Source organism: Archangium violaceum (assembly GCF_016859125.1).
Lineage (GTDB): Bacteria > Myxococcota > Myxococcia > Myxococcales > Myxococcaceae > Archangium > Archangium violaceum_A.
The window spans coordinates 2,998,776-3,012,011 of record NZ_CP069338.1 but is presented as its reverse complement, the minus strand read 5'-3'; the positions used below and the strand labels follow the sequence as shown (position 1 = coordinate 3,012,011).

At 66.9% G+C, this 13,236-nt stretch carries 14 protein-coding genes and 2 pseudogenes; 12 read left to right on the top strand and 4 right to left on the bottom strand.

What is annotated here, in order from left to right:
* Nucleotides 1-57 precede the first annotated feature (57 nt).
* From JQX13_RS12875 to JQX13_RS12835, 11 genes and pseudogenes are all read left to right on the top strand, one after another.
* Nucleotides 58-645 (top strand): hypothetical protein, encoded by a 588-nt coding sequence (locus JQX13_RS12875; RefSeq protein ID WP_203409296.1) that lies wholly within the window; start codon nt 58-60, stop codon nt 643-645.
* The gene (locus JQX13_RS12870; RefSeq protein WP_203409295.1) at nt 552-1,184 is read left to right on the top strand and encodes a hypothetical protein; all 633 of its coding nucleotides are present in this window, start codon (nt 552-554) and stop codon (nt 1,182-1,184) included. Before JQX13_RS12875 ends, JQX13_RS12870 begins: the two co-directional genes overlap by 94 nt.
* Nucleotides 1,185-1,211: 27 nt before the next feature.
* A complete protein-coding gene (locus tag JQX13_RS12865; RefSeq protein ID WP_203409294.1) occupies nt 1,212-1,379 on the top strand; it encodes a hypothetical protein in 168 nt (55 codons plus the stop codon).
* 373 nt (nt 1,380-1,752) lie between these two features.
* Complete coding sequence (locus JQX13_RS12860; protein WP_203403352.1) at nt 1,753-2,244, top strand: transposase; 492 nt, start codon at nt 1,753-1,755, stop codon at nt 2,242-2,244.
* Nucleotides 2,184-2,336: pseudogene (locus tag JQX13_RS56255) on the top strand (hypothetical protein); the annotation flags it as partial. The gene JQX13_RS12860 and the pseudogene JQX13_RS56255, both read left to right, overlap by 61 nt.
* Before the next feature lie 59 nt (nt 2,337-2,395).
* The gene (locus JQX13_RS12850; protein ID WP_203407016.1) at nt 2,396-2,701 is read left to right on the top strand and encodes a transposase; all 306 of its coding nucleotides are present in this window, start codon (nt 2,396-2,398) and stop codon (nt 2,699-2,701) included.
* Complete coding sequence (locus tag JQX13_RS12845) at nt 2,689-3,069, top strand: hypothetical protein (protein ID WP_239013989.1); 381 nt, start codon at nt 2,689-2,691, stop codon at nt 3,067-3,069. The genes JQX13_RS12850 and JQX13_RS12845 overlap by 13 nt, the downstream gene beginning before the upstream one ends.
* Nucleotides 3,057-3,188 carry a hypothetical protein gene (locus JQX13_RS55355; protein WP_275424884.1) on the top strand — a complete coding sequence of 44 codons (132 nt, stop codon included), beginning with the start codon at nt 3,057-3,059 and terminating at the stop codon, nt 3,186-3,188. Before JQX13_RS12845 ends, JQX13_RS55355 begins: the two co-directional genes overlap by 13 nt.
* A gap of 196 nt (nt 3,189-3,384) precedes the next feature.
* A pseudogene (locus JQX13_RS56250) lies at nt 3,385-3,534 on the top strand (RCC1 domain-containing protein); the annotation flags it as partial.
* Nucleotides 3,535-3,555: 21 nt separating this feature from the next.
* A complete protein-coding gene (locus JQX13_RS12840) occupies nt 3,556-4,605 on the top strand; it encodes an RCC1 domain-containing protein (RefSeq protein ID WP_203409293.1) in 1,050 nt (349 codons plus the stop codon).
* A 118-nt stretch (nt 4,606-4,723) separates the two neighbouring features.
* Nucleotides 4,724-5,038 carry a hypothetical protein gene (locus tag JQX13_RS12835; RefSeq protein ID WP_203409292.1) on the top strand — a complete coding sequence of 105 codons (315 nt, stop codon included), beginning with the start codon at nt 4,724-4,726 and terminating at the stop codon, nt 5,036-5,038.
* A gap of 166 nt (nt 5,039-5,204) precedes the next feature.
* On the opposite strand, the gene JQX13_RS12830 is transcribed toward JQX13_RS12835, so the two are convergent.
* The 3 genes from JQX13_RS12830 to JQX13_RS12820 all read right to left on the bottom strand — a co-directional run bounded on the left by JQX13_RS12830 (nt 5,205) and on the right by JQX13_RS12820 (nt 8,404).
* Nucleotides 5,205-6,578, bottom strand: coding sequence for a serine hydrolase domain-containing protein (locus JQX13_RS12830; protein ID WP_203409291.1), 1,374 nt, complete (start codon nt 6,576-6,578; stop codon nt 5,205-5,207).
* A gap of 389 nt (nt 6,579-6,967) precedes the next feature.
* Nucleotides 6,968-7,318: a hypothetical protein gene (locus JQX13_RS12825; protein ID WP_343211083.1), complete on the bottom strand. Its 351-nt coding sequence runs from the start codon at nt 7,316-7,318 to the stop codon at nt 6,968-6,970.
* Between the two features lie 156 nt (nt 7,319-7,474).
* On the bottom strand, nt 7,475-8,404 hold the full coding sequence (locus JQX13_RS12820; protein ID WP_203409289.1) for a DUF2381 family protein: 930 nt from the start codon (nt 8,402-8,404) through the stop codon (nt 7,475-7,477).
* 443 nt (nt 8,405-8,847) lie between these two features.
* On the opposite strand from JQX13_RS12820, the gene JQX13_RS54020 reads away from it, so the two are divergent.
* Nucleotides 8,848-9,393, top strand: a complete 546-nt coding sequence (locus JQX13_RS54020; protein WP_239014722.1) for a hypothetical protein — start codon at nt 8,848-8,850, stop codon at nt 9,391-9,393.
* An 80-nt stretch (nt 9,394-9,473) separates the two neighbouring features.
* On the opposite strand, the gene ileS is transcribed toward JQX13_RS54020, so the two are convergent.
* Nucleotides 9,474-13,217: an isoleucine--tRNA ligase gene (gene ileS / locus JQX13_RS12810; protein ID WP_203409288.1), complete on the bottom strand. Its 3,744-nt coding sequence runs from the start codon at nt 13,215-13,217 to the stop codon at nt 9,474-9,476.
* Between the last annotated feature and the right edge of the window lie 19 nt (nt 13,218-13,236).

Here is a 13,236-nt window from a genome sequence, read left to right as displayed (position 1 = left end):
GGTGGAGGCCGCGCGTGCCCGCTATGCCGCGCTGGAGTCGCTCCTGTCGGGCCCAGCGTGGAAGCGCCACCTGAGCACCCCGAGGCCCTCCAGGCCGTGCTTCGCCAGGAGCCCACGTTCGAGGAGGCCCAGGCCCGCATCCAGCGCCGCGCCCAGACGGACCAGTGGCCCGAGGACCTGCCCGTGCTCGCCACCGTGCGCGAGACGCGTGCCCTCCGGGCCCGGCTGGAGGCGCTCGTCCACAAACGGCTCCGCTCCCTGTCCCGGGTCTCCGGCACACCGTCGCTGGTGGAGGCGCTTCCCCGGCTGGAGGCGCTCGTCCTCAAGCCCATGCCCCTGGAGCCCATGGCGGGGGAGGTGCGCGTGCTCGAGGGGGACTCGGCGGATGCGCGCGCCATGCTCACCGTCTTTCCGGTGAGCTTCCTGGGGGTGCTCGCCTCCGCCATATTCTTGATGGACGCAGGCGTCTTCGTGTTCCTGTCGCTGATTCTCGCGAGCGCCATCTACACCGTGGCGCACTCCGCAAGTTCTGGCTCACCAACGAGCGGTTGGTGTGGAAGCCCCTCGTGGGCGAGCCGGTGCAGCTCCCCCTGCGCTCCATCCTCCCGGACGGCATCCGGTCCTCCCTCTTCAGCGTGCGTGTGATAGGGGAGCGCACGCTGCACCTGCTGAAGTCGAAGAATCAGCAGACGGATCTCGGGGCGGTGCTGGAGTTGCAGCGCCAGTCGCCATTGCTCGGCTCCATGGCCGCCGAGCGCGTGGCCGACGTGGTCTGCTACGAGGCCACGCTTTCGCAGGGAAGCACCTCGCGGAAGGGGGTCGCGGTTCTTCGTCCCGGTTACGTCGCGTTCCTTCCGCAGAATCGGGGCCTGGAAGTGCTGCGGGCCATCACCGGCGTGGCGCCTTCCCGGGGCGTGGAGTCCATCCACCTCCCATCCGTCATCGGACAGCTGCGTCACCTGCCCTCGGAGGTCACCTTCGATGCGTGCATGGCGCGCGCGGTGGCCGTCGAGGGCGCCGTGCGCTGGAGCGCCTGGAAGGTGCGCTACGACGCTCGCGTGCCGGTGTGGACGGACATCCGCATCCAGACCGGCGATCCGCGCCCGCAGGTGCTGAGCGGCAAGGTGGACTGGAGCCAGCAGGCCGCGGCCGAGCGCATCCTGGCCGACTGGCCCAAGCGCTGAGTACGGTGCGCCCCGTCGTCCGAGCGCGTGTGCACGGAATCCCTTCGCGGCCTCCTCGCGGAAGCCCCTTCCTCCGAGGACGTGCGCCGCCAGCTCGAAGGCCGGCTCGAGACGGTGGAGGCCGCGCGCGAGCGCTACGCCGCGCTGGAATCGCTCCTGTCGGGCAAGAAGTGGAAGCGCCGCTTGCACGAGTAGCCCGAGCTCCTCCAGGCCGTGCTGAGCCAGGAGCCCGCGCTCGACGAGGCCCAGGAGCGCGTCTACCGGCATGCCCGGACGGAGCCGTGGCCGGAGGAAGTGCCCGCGCTCGCCACCGTCCGGCAGGTGCGGGCGCTTCGTGGCCGGGTGGAGTCCGTGGAAAAGTGTCAGAGGATTCGAGTTGGAGCCTGCCGTTATCGAGGGGGGACATTACCGCAACGAGCCGGCCGTCCTCCTGTACAAATCCTTTGACCCCGCCTTATTCACGAGAGGTGCAGGAGGATGACCGGAAAAGGAGGGTGACGCGCCTGACCTCCCGAGTGGTAGAGGGGTGTTGTTCAGACATCCACCACCACAAGGCAGGAGGCGCGTCATGGGTGAAATCCTCAACGACTTCGGGCTGGAGTTCAACGGCTCCGTGAAGCTGGAGGCGAGGGCGGAGCGGTTGACGTCGGAGGCAGGTGCGGTGCTGCTGAGGGAGGTGGACGAGCGGTTGGGGCTGACGCGCTGGCTGGGGGAGATGTTGACGGACACGCGAGACGAGAAGCGGATAACCCACTCGCTGAGGGAGTTGGTGCGCACGGACCTTCTGCTGTTGGGGCAAGGGTGGAGAGACCACGACGACGCGGACGCGCTCAGGAGGGACGCGGCGTTGAGGTTGGCGGTGTCGGACAGCAAGAGCAGCGTGCCGCTGAGGGGGAAAGAGGGGGGAGCGGAGGGGTTGGCCTCACAGCCCACCTTGTCGCGGCTGACGGCCATGTTGGCGCGAGAGGAAAACCGGAAGGTGCTGCACGAGGCGCTGGTGTGGCAGACGGGGCGGAGGCTGAGGCGCAGCAGCCCAAGGGCCAGAAGCTCAAGCAGGTGACGGTGGACGTGGACGGGTTGCCGGTGGAGGTGCATGGGCACCAGGAGGGCAGCGCGTACAACGGGCACTACGGAGTACGCATGTACCACCCGATTGTCGCCAGTCTCGCCGAGACGGGAGACCTGCTGGACGTGAGGTTGCGCGAGGAAACGTGCACAGCGCCAATGGAGCGCTGGAATTCATCGACGAGTTGCTGGGGCGAGTGGAGAAGGAGGTGTGTGAGGTGGCGGCGGTGCGCTTCGACGCGGGCTTTCCCGAGGAGAAGCTGCTGGCGAAGCTGGAGGAGCGAGGCACGCCCTACGTGGCGCGCGTGCGCAACACCAGCGTGTTGCAGCGGGAGGCGGCGCTGCCGCGCTTCATGAATTCGGGAGTGCCGCAGGGGAGCCGGGCACCCACCTGTACGAATGGGAGTACCAGGCGCAGGGCTGGAGCCGTGCGCGGCGCGTGGTGTTGGTAGTGCTGGAGAGGAAGGACGAGCTCTTCCCGCACGCCTTCTGGCTGGTGACGAGCTGGAGCAAGGAGCAGATGCCGGCCGAGGCGCTGCTGGAGCACTACCGCCAACGCGGCACGGCGGAGGGCCACTTCGGAGAGCTCATGGACGTGCTGGCCCCGGCGCTCTCCTCGGCCAGACGGCCCAAGTCCAAGTACCGGGGGCAGCCGCCCGTCCAGCGCGCGGTGTCCATCGACGCCTTCGCCAACAACGAGGTACGCCTGTTGCTCAATGCCCTGGCCTACAACCTGGTGCACGCCGCGCGCGTGCTGATGGAGCAGGCCACGGGCGAGGGCTGGGGCTGCTCCGTGTGCGCGAGCGGGTGCTCAAAGTAGCCGCGCGGGTGCTGTTACACGCCAGAAGAGTGGTGCTGGTCATTGGCCGGGAGTCGGCCAGCCTCTGGCAGAAGCTGTGGACGAAGCTGGGCTCGCTGAGCACAGCGCAAATCACGTAGCTGCCTGGAGTCAATTGCAGCTCACGTGTCGCACTCTCCCCACTCCCCTCTCCATCTCCTCCTGCTTGCTACCCGCTGCCCCGGGGCGGGCTTCCTCTGCCTTGTGCCCGATAACTCAACCCAACGCGCTCGACCTCAGCCTTCATGCATGTCTTGAGCCAGTCGTCGCGAATATGGTGGGTTCACACCGACGCTCGTGGTAGGGCTGAGCGGGGTGGTGGCCATCGCGACAGATTATAGCCACTCACTCGCACTGCGTTCCGACGGTACCATCTGGGTCATGGGCCAGAATTACTTCGGCGGGTTGGGCGATGGCACCACGAGCACTCGTCTCTCACCGGTTCAAGCTCAAGGGTTAAGTGGAATCATGGCAACAGCCACGGGCTCCGACCATTCCCTCCTCCTTCATTACGACGGAACCGTCTGGGCCTCGGGCCAGAACTACCACGGCCAGTTGGGCGATGGCACTCGAAGCAATCGAACCATGCCGGTGCGGGTGCAGGGGCTCGACGGAGTGATTGCCGTGGCCGCCGCTTCCTCCCATTCGATGGCGCTGCGCTACGACGGAACTGTCTGGTCTTGGGGTCGAAACGACTATGGTGAGCTTGGTGATGGCACCAGGAACATCCGCATCTCTCCCGTACAGGTGGCGGGCTTGCATGAAGTCGTGGCCATTGCCGCAGGCGGTTCTCAGTCGTTGGCATTACGCGCCAATGGCACCGTTTGGGCTTGGGGTGATATCTTTGTTCGCGATACCGGGCCAGATGGCCATCAGGGCACCATTCAAACCACGCCCGTGCAGGTGCAAGGGCTCAATAGCGTCCTGGCCATTGCCGTGGGAGGTTCCCACAGACTGGCACTGCGCTCCGACGGCACCGTGTGGGCCTGGGGCAACAATCACTCTGGTCAGTTGGGAGATGGAACCCTGAATGGCAGTGCCACGCCCGTGCAGGTGCAAGGTCTCGCTGGGGTTGTGGGCATCGAAGCGGGCTATGCCCACTCGCTGGCATTGCGCCCAGACGGCACCGTGTGGGCCTGGGGCGACAACTCCTACGGTCAGTTGGGAGATGGAACCACGACGAGACGCACTCCGCCAGTACTGGTACAAGGGCTGAGTGACGTCATATCCATCGCTGCGGGAGGTTTTCAGTCGTTGGCACTGCGCTCCGACGGAACCCTGTGGACCTGGGGCAACAACTCCGACGGCCAGCTGGGAGATGGAACCACAACGAGGCGCACTTCGCCGGTGCAAATGCAAGGCGTGAGTGAGGTGGCGGCCATCGACACGGGCGCTGCCTACTCGCTGCTGGTGCGCTCCGACGGTACGGTGTGGACCTGTGGCTCCAATTCCGACGGACAGTTCGGTCATGGACCCAGCTTGTACTCAACCGTACCACTCCGCTCCTTGCTTTACTGAAGCGTAGCCAGGGATGGTGTCAAAGAAATTGTTTTGACACCTCGCTCCTGAGTCCCCCTACAAGTCCTACAAGTCGTCTGACACCCTTCTCGGCGTCAGCGCCACCTCGCCGGAAGTGATGAAGGAGCTCGGTCTGAGGGTCAACCGCTTGCCCGTCCAGGGTCAGCCGCATCCCCTGGGGAGCATCGAGCTCAAGAGCGGGTGTCTCGGCCTGCTCGTCCCGTTCGAGCCAGGCTGCAGCGCCGAGCAGGTCGAGTCCACGGTTCGCAGCGGACAGCCGCTGCATGTCGATAACGGTCACGTGCTCGTGCCGCTGCCGCCGGGAACCTACGACATCGTGGACGAGTCACTCGCGGAGACACGTTCGGACTGGGTGGACGACGAGCTCGGCCGCTATCAGGCTCGCATCCGGATTACGCGACGCACGACCTGACAAGCATAAGCATAAGAAAGATGGGAGGCGGATTGGAGGCGAGGGCTGGAGCGCAGGGGCCGAGGAGGGCCGCCGACGGGGTCGCCCGAGAGATGCTCCCGGCGAGGGAAAGGTGTCAAACGACTCGGCGGATGATGCTCAGAGGGCTCTCCCCTTGTCTCCAGGCCTACGGCTTCGACTCCGCGGGCTCACGGAGGAAGACCTGTGGCGAGCCCCCATCCGAAAGACGCGTGACGGCGACGGCCCGTCCGGCCTCCAGGGTGAAGCGCAGGTGCAGGTCGGAGTTGTCCGGGAAGAAGAACTCCGTCGGGGACAGGGGCTGGATGAGGCCGGGCGGCCCCTCCCCGAGCACGCTGTAGAGGTGACCGTCCCGCAGGCGAATCGTGCGTACGGCGTCCCCGCTGCGATAGCGCCCGACGAGCACCTGGAGCGCCTCCGCGGGAACCACCGCGGGCATGGGCTCCGTCAGGGGTTGCCCGATGGCCAGCGCCGCAAGGCGTTTGGCCAGGAACTCCGGTGACACATCCCCCTCCTCCCCGTTCATCAGCACGACCACGGCAACCCTGGACCGGGGCAGCGCCGCGACCTGCACGTGATAGCCCGGGTCGTCTCCGCTGTGGTGGATGTAGGGCTGCCCGTGCAGCTCGCCAATGCGCATGCCCAGACCGTAGCGGGTGTCCTGCCCATCCTTCAGGTGGAACGGCGTCGTCATGGCCTGGAGGCTCGCGGGCGAGAGGACCTTGCCGCCATGGAGGGCCAGGGTCCAGGCCGCCAGGTCATCCGCGTTGGAGACCAGGCCTCCCGCGGGGCTCGGGCTCACGACGGGAGCAGGCCTGGGCCCACTCGAATAGGGCGAGGCCAGCCCCGGAACCAGCTCGCCATGGTTGGGAAATGCGGTGTGCGTCAGGCCGAGCGGCTGGAGGAAGCGCTCCTTCAAGAAGGTCTCGTAGGGCTGGCCGGAGAGCCGCTCCACCAGGAGCCCGATAAGGATGTATCCGGAGTTGTTGTAGGCGAAGCGCGTCCCGGGCTCGAATTCGAGCGGCCGGCCCTCCAGCCTCGCGATGAGCCCTGCGGGTGTCACCGGCTCCTGCAAGCGGAAGTCCGGCGCGCGGGAGTACTCCCAGAGCCCCGAGGTATGGGTGAGGAGATGCTCGACTGTGATGGCAGCCCAACCCGCCGGAAGCTCGGGAAGGTAGCGGCGGATGGGAGCCTTCAGGTCCACCTTGCCTTCCTCCACCAGCTCGAGCACGGCCGCGGCGGTGAACTGCTTGGTGGTGGAGGCAATGCGGAACACAGTGTCTGGTTTGACGGGGACGCCCAGCTCCACGCTGGCCAATCCGTAGGCCTTCCGGAACAGCGTCCTGCCATCCTTCACCACCAACACCACGGCGCCCGGTTGGTCCGCCCGGAACTTCCCCGCCAGCAGCGCGTCCATCGCGGCGGCGGGAGCGCTTTCCGGAATCTTCCGCACCTCCGCCGACCGGGCTCGGACGGGTGTGACGAGTGCAAGCAGCAGCAGGACGGAGAAGAGGGTTCGCATGCAGCACCTCGGGACGATGCACGGCCCCAGGCACGCGCGCGAAGCGCAGCCCCGACCGAGCGCGGAATGGGATGGGTGCACGCCATATTACGAAGACATTCGTACATGTCAACGAAAACCTTCGTAGATCGAGCAACGAAACGGACGCATAAGAGAGATGGGGCTCTGTTGAGGGGGAGGAAGGGTGCAGAGAGGCCGAGGAGGGCCGCAGGGAAGGTGTCAGACGATTCGAGTTTGGCGCCTACCGCCTTTCGAGGATGGCATCACCGGCAATGGGCCGGTCCTCCTCCAATCAAGGAGGCGGTCCGTGGCAGCGATGTGCTGTACAAATCCTCTGACACCTTCTGTGGAGCATCTCCATATGGCGTTCTCAATGCTCCCTTCGGAGTTCAGCGGAACGAGTTCACGATGTAGACCCCTGCACTGGAGAACTCGAGGATGGCCATTCCGGGCTTGGACTCGGGTTTCTTCTTGAGTTGCCCGCGTGCGAGCCGAGCCACGGCGCAGAAGGCAATGGGGTCGCCGTCTGGTGGGTGTGCCTCATAGTACCGGATGACCACCTGCGGGCCACCCGTCCAGACCCGTCCGTACAGACGGGTGGTGGCCGGGAGGAGTCCGAGACCGCTGTTCAGCATGCTTTCAACCGGACCCTCGTACAGCGTGATGGGGCTGTCGTCGGTCTGGTTCACGTCGAGCTCGACGTCCCCACCATCTCCGACTTGCAGGCGAAGAATTCGCATGGTGTCGAGTGCCTTCGGCGGGCAGTCCTCCGGCCCGGGACTCCCATCTGGTCGGATCGACACGCCACCGGAGGTTGCGCAGCCAGCGGACGTGCAGAGCAAAATGCAGGAGGCAAGAAACAAGGTTCGGGTAGAGGTCATGGGCTGCGGCATCTCCTAACGTATCATCCGTTTTTCCAGAAGAACGTAGGCCTGCTGTAGACCGTCTCCTCGGAACAGTTCGAGGACGAGCCGCTCGGGACCCGTCTTCGAGTCGAAGGCGCTCATGTCCATGACGACGGCGATCTTCCCGTTCTCTCCTCCTGGCCCCCACTGCTCCCGGCTGGAGCGGAGCGCGAACGGCCTTGGCTCCTCACGAGACTCGGTCCACAGTCGAGCCTCCATCAACTGCCAGGACCTGTCGGTGCTGTTGTTGCGCACGTTGAAAACCACGGCTGCCTTGGCCTGGTCCCTGCTCGTGAGCACGGAGACCTGGATCTCCACATCATCATGGCTCTTCAACAACCACTTCTGCCGCAGTTGTAATGGCGTCAGTTTCTCAGCGCCCTTCGCCAGGAGCGCCGCGAGTGCGTGGTTCACCGAGTCTTCCCTGCGGTAGCGCTCGTTCTCCTCCCGGAGCTTCTGCTCCCGCTCGAGTGAATCGCGAAGGGATGCAAGTACCGCATGCGGGGCCGTGTGGTCCCTGAAGACGTTGACCTGTTGATCCACCGACCGGTCGCCGTCGCGCCCCTTTCGAGACGTCACCGTGAAGGGAAGCTCCGTCCCGTCCGCGAGCGTCACCAGCAGGAGGAACCGGTCTTCGGGCTTGAGGTCATGGAGCGGCACCAGGAGTACCGACGTTCCGGTACAGACCACGGGCTCGAAGCGGCCTTCCCAGCCCAGCATCTTCGTTCGTGTCGGGTCACAAGGCTGCTCGAAGCGGAGGACCGTCACGATGCGGCCGGCGACATACAGCAGAGGGGGCTCCATCCCCGGGTGGTCCGAGAGGTAGATGTTGCGCTCGGCGGGCTCTGCGCCCCTGGCCGCTGCAACGGGCGCCACGAGCATGAGCAGCAGGGTAGACCGGAGAAGTAGGAGGCGCGACATGACGCCGCACATCCTATTGTAATGGGTGACGGACGACCAGCCCTGTGTCGTTCAGGGTGCTTTCGCCAGGGGCTCCCCGCCTGAGGTTCACTCCTTCAGGCGCCCAGAGCAGGGACCAGCGGATTTGAGTCGGCGCCTACCGCTTTCGAGGTATGCATCTCCGGTAATGTGCTGGTCCTCCTACGGTCGAGGACGCGGTCCGTGGCGGCGATATGCCGGCCAAATCCTCTGACACCTTCTGCGGGCCTTCCTCCGGCAAATCTACAATCGGCCGGCCATGCGCGCGAGGTTCCCCAATGGTTTCTGAGCCAGCTCCCTCTCCGCGTTTCTTCGTCTTGGAAAAGGGGGCGCTCTGGTCTCGTTATGATGTCGAGGTCGATCAGCTCGAGCCCGTCAATCTCGGAGAGGGGGCCGACTGCTCGCGATGCGGTGGCCCCATTGGAATGAGGCAGTGGCTTCCTCCCTACCGCGTCGAACTGGTCCTGCACGGAGATGAGCTCGGAGACTTCATCGAACCCACGGGGCATGAACTGCTCATGTCCGAGCGGTTCGTCCAGGCCTTCCGGGAGGAGGGGTTCACGGGGTTGGAGGGCTTCCACCCGGTGGAGGTGGTACGGGTGCGCCGCAAGCGGAAAGGCCCCAAGCCCGCCCACGTTCCCCAGTATCTGGTCGTCACGGCTCGCTACGGCGGCGCGGGGGTGGACCTGGCGCGCAGCCGCATCCGCTACGCCGACGAACCGCCAACGTGCGAGGAATGTCGTAATGCGACCAAGAACGCCATCTACGGCTTCACCCTGGAGCCCGGCACCTGGTGGGGAGAGGACATCTTCCGCCCCAGGGGGCTGACGGGTCGCCTGGTCGTCTCCGAGCGCTTCGCTCGCTTCGTGGAGCGCCACGGGTTCACCAACATGACGCTGGTGCCCACCGAGGAGCTCGTCTGGGATCCGCTGGAACTCGGGCCGCCGCCCGGCCCGACTGGGGCCGCATGAGCTGGCCCGAAATGTCCGCTCTTTAGCCGGTGGGAAGGAGGCATCGTCCAATCCTGGAGTGCCCCCTTCCCCTTTTCCCGTCAGGCGCGCTCGACGCGGATTCGCGCGGGCAGGCCGTTGAGGCTGAGCTCCTCCTCCTGGCCGGTGAGGCCCTCGGGACCCACGTTCAGCTCCGAGGCGAGCGTCTCGCGCGAGATGGACTCGCGCGCCTCCTGCGTCACCTTGCGCACCCGTGCATCCCCGTCCACCCACAGGCGGATGCGGTCCGTGTAGCCGAGCGCCATGTCCTTGCGCGCCGCCTGCACCCGGGCGAGCAGCTCACGCACCAGGCCCTCGTCCACGAGCGCCTCGGTCAGCTCGGTGTGGAGCACCACCACGCCCACTCCCGCGCCCGCCGCCGCGTAGCCGGGGTTTGCCTCCACCAGCACCTCCAACTCCTCGGCGGGGAACACCATGGCCTCACCGTCGACGGTGAGCGCCACCTTGCCCTCACGTGTCAGCTCCCGCTGGAGCAGCCGGCTGTCGGCGGCGTCGAACGCCTTGCGCACCGGGGCCAGCTTGGGGCCCAGGCGGCTGCCCATCGCGCGCAGGTTGGGCCGCACCTTGTAGCGCACCACGTCCGCCTCCCGGCCCTCCTCGAGGAAGCGCACCTCGTGGACGTTCAGCTCGTCCGCGATGAGCTCCTGGTAGACGGCCACGCGCTCCTGCAGCTCGCGGCGCGCGAGGATGACGTCCGCGTGCGACAGCGGCTGGCGCACCTTGAGCTTGTTGTCCGTGCGCACCTTGAGGCCCAGCGACACCAGCTCGCGCACCGCGCCCATCTCCGTGGACAGCGCCTCGTCCACCAGGCGCATGTCCGCCTCGGGGAAGCGGCCCAGGTGGACGCTCGCCGGCTGCGACGTGGGCCAGGGACGGACCACCAGGTTGCCCCACATCTCCTCGGCGAAGAAGGGGATGAAGGGGGCCGACAGCGCGGCGATGCTGGTGAGCGCCTCGTACAGGGTGAAGTACGCGTCCAGCTTGTCCTGCTCCAGGCCCGGTCCCCAGAAGCGCTCGCGGCTGCGGCGCAGGTACCAGTTGGAGAGCGCGTCCACCAGCACCACCAGCCGCTGGGCGGCCTCGTACACCTGGTAGGTGTCCAGCGCCCGCGTCACGTCGCGCACCGCGAGCTGCACCTCGGACAGTATCCACCGGTCCAGCACCGTGCGCTGCTTGGGCTCACGCCAGCCGGTGCTGCGGCGGATGGCGAGCCAGGGCACCTCGGTGGCGTCCGCGTTGCCGCGGGCCGGGGAGAAGCCGTCGATGTTCGCGTAGATGGTGAAGAACGAGTAGACGTTGCGCAGCTTGACCTGGAAGTCCTTCTGCAGGAGCCGCACGTTGCTCAGCGAGTGGCGCGTGTTGGACCAGGTGGGGCTGGCCGCGAAGAAGAACCAGCGGAACGCATCCGCGCCCGGCGAGCGGGTGGACGGGTCCTGCAGCACCACGCGCTCGGTGGGGGCCAGCCGGGGCACCTCCACCGGCATCACGTCCGCGCCGCGCGCCGAGGGCGCCACGCCGAGCGCCTCCAGCTCCTTCTTCGAGAGCAGCACCACGCGCCGCTTGAGCTTCTTGTGTGCCTTCACCGTGAGGGTGACGGCCTTGTCCGGCGCGTCCGAGCGGAAGACGCGCACCTTGGCGCCCTCCTGCAGGTCCAGGCCCTCGAGGTCCTCGCGGGCGATGAGCGCTTCTCCGGCCACGCCCGGGACACCCGCCGTCTTGTCATCGAGCACGGCGAAGTCCATGCGGACCTCGTCGAGGATGATTTCGGGCGGGGTGTAGTTGCCCTTGGACTTGGACTCCTTCTTGCCCTCCTTGTCGGACACGTGGCCGAGCACGATGCAGCTCTTGTAGGGCATGGGCCAGCCGCGCGTGGGAGACAGGCCCTCGCGCTTCTGCGTGTCCTCGTCGAAGACGAGCGTGCTGACCATCAGCAGCGAGTAGAACCAGCCGCGCGTCTGGTCGATGGCCTCGGAGATGAAGTCGGCGGGGAAGGCCTGGGCGAACTTCTCGCGGGAGCCGGCCGCGTGCGGGTAGCCCCACTGCGCGAAGGGCATGCACCCCGAGTCGAACCACACGTCCACCACCTCGGGCACGCGCACGAAGCGGCCGGGGGTGCCGGGCTTCTCGAAGGTGACCTTGTCAATCCAAGGCTTGTGGACGATGAGGTGCTCGGTGCTGGTGGCGCCGGAGGGGCGGGTGGCGAGGAAGGCCTTGAGCTCGGCCTCCACGGCGGCCAGGTTGCTGCCGGGCTTGTCGCGCAGGGCCTCGAGCGAGGAGATGGCCTCCACCTCGCCCGTCTCCGAGTGCACCCAGAGGGGCAGGGGCGTGCCCCAGTAGCGCTCGCGGGAGAGGGCCCAGTCCACGTTGTTGGCGAGGAAGTCGCCGAAGCGGCCCTCCTTGATGTGCTCGGGGACCCAGTTCACCGCGCGGTTGTTGGCGATGGCCCGGTCCTTCACCGAGGTGGTGCGGATGTACCAGGCGGGGCGGGCGAACTGGATGAGCGGGTCGTCATCGGCGCGCCAGCAGAAGGGGTACTCGTGGCGGTACTGCTCGATGAGCACGAGCCGCCCGCGCTCCTTGAGCTCGCGTTGGATTTCCTTGTCCGCGTCCTTGACGAAGCGGCCGGTGAGGTGGGGGAAGTCCTCGGAGAAGGTGCCGTCCGGGCGGATGGCGCAGAACATCTCCAGGGCCTCGGGCCGGGCGAAGCGGGTGCGCTCGTGGCGGAAGGCCTCGTAGTCGTCCTCGCCGAAGGCCGGGGCGATGTGGACGATGCCCGTGCCGCTGGAGAGGGTGACGAAGTCCGCGCCGATGACGCGCCAGGCGGGTGAGTCCGTGCCCCCGTTGGCGAGCGGCAGCTCCGTGTTGCCCGCGCGCTGGAAGTACACGTCATAGGGCGGGGAGTAGCGCCGGCCCACGAGCGAGCTGCCCTTGAGCGTCTCCAGGACGGGCAGCTCCTTCTTGAGCTTCTTGCTCAGCTCCTCGCGCAGGGCGGCGGCGACGATGAGCTTGCGCTCGCCGGCGTCCACGGTGACGTAGTCCACCGCGGGGTTGACGGCGGCGTACATGTTGGACGGGAGCGTCCAGGGCGTGGTGGTCCAGATGAGGAGCGCGGTGTCGGGCGAGTCGCGCAGCGGGAAGGCCACGTAGGCGCTGGGGTCGTCCACGGTGCGGTAGCCCATGCCCACCTCGCCGGAGCTGAGCGCGGTGCCGCCCTGGGGCCACCACCAGACGATTTTATGGCCGCGGTAGAGCAGGCCCTTGCGGAACAGCTCGGCGAGCGCCCACCAGACGCTCTCCACGTAGCTGCGGTGGTAGGTGACGTAGGCGTCGGGGAGGTCCACCCAGAAGCCGATGCGCTCGGTGAGCCGCTCCCACTCGTTGGTGTAGCGGAAGACGGACTCGATGCAGCGCTCGGTGAAGGGCTCCACGCCGTAGCGCTCGATTTCCGCCTTGCCGTGGATGCGCAGCTCCTTCTCGACCTCGACCTCGACGGGGAGGCCGTGGGTGTCCCAGCCCGCCTTGCGGGGGACGCGGTAGCCGCGCATCGTCTTGTAGCGGGGGAAGAGGTCCTTGATGACGCGGGTGAGGACGTGGCCGTTGTGGGGCAGGCCGTTGGCGGTGGGCGGGCCCTCGTAGAAGACGAAGACGGGAGCGTCGTCCCGGCCCTGGAGCGTCTGCTCGAAGATGCGGCGCTCCTTCCAGAAGGCGAGGGTGCGGCGCTCGTCAGCCGGGAAGTCGATCTCGTTGGGGACCGTGGCGAACAAGGGGGAGGGGGGCTGGGACATGGCGCTGGAGTGATAGCAC

Excerpts from the sequence above, each read along its gene's own strand:
- JQX13_RS12860 (WP_203403352.1), top strand. The coding sequence starts at position 1,753 with ATGGGTGAAATCCTCAACGACTTCGGGCTGGAGTTCAACGGCTCCGTG.
- JQX13_RS12840 (WP_203409293.1), top strand. The coding sequence starts at position 3,556 with ATGGCAACAGCCACGGGCTCCGACCATTCCCTCCTCCTTCATTACGAC.
- JQX13_RS12835 (WP_203409292.1), top strand. The coding sequence starts at position 4,724 with ATGAAGGAGCTCGGTCTGAGGGTCAACCGCTTGCCCGTCCAGGGTCAG.
- JQX13_RS12830 (WP_203409291.1), bottom strand. The coding sequence starts at position 6,578 with ATGCGAACCCTCTTCTCCGTCCTGCTGCTGCTTGCACTCGTCACACCC.
- JQX13_RS12825 (WP_343211083.1), bottom strand. The coding sequence starts at position 7,318 with ATGCGAATTCTTCGCCTGCAAGTCGGAGATGGTGGGGACGTCGAGCTC.
- JQX13_RS12820 (WP_203409289.1), bottom strand. The coding sequence starts at position 8,404 with ATGTCGCGCCTCCTACTTCTCCGGTCTACCCTGCTGCTCATGCTCGTG.
- JQX13_RS54020 (WP_239014722.1), top strand. The coding sequence starts at position 8,848 with ATGAGGCAGTGGCTTCCTCCCTACCGCGTCGAACTGGTCCTGCACGGA.
- ileS (WP_203409288.1), bottom strand. The coding sequence starts at position 13,217 with ATGTCCCAGCCCCCCTCCCCCTTGTTCGCCACGGTCCCCAACGAGATC.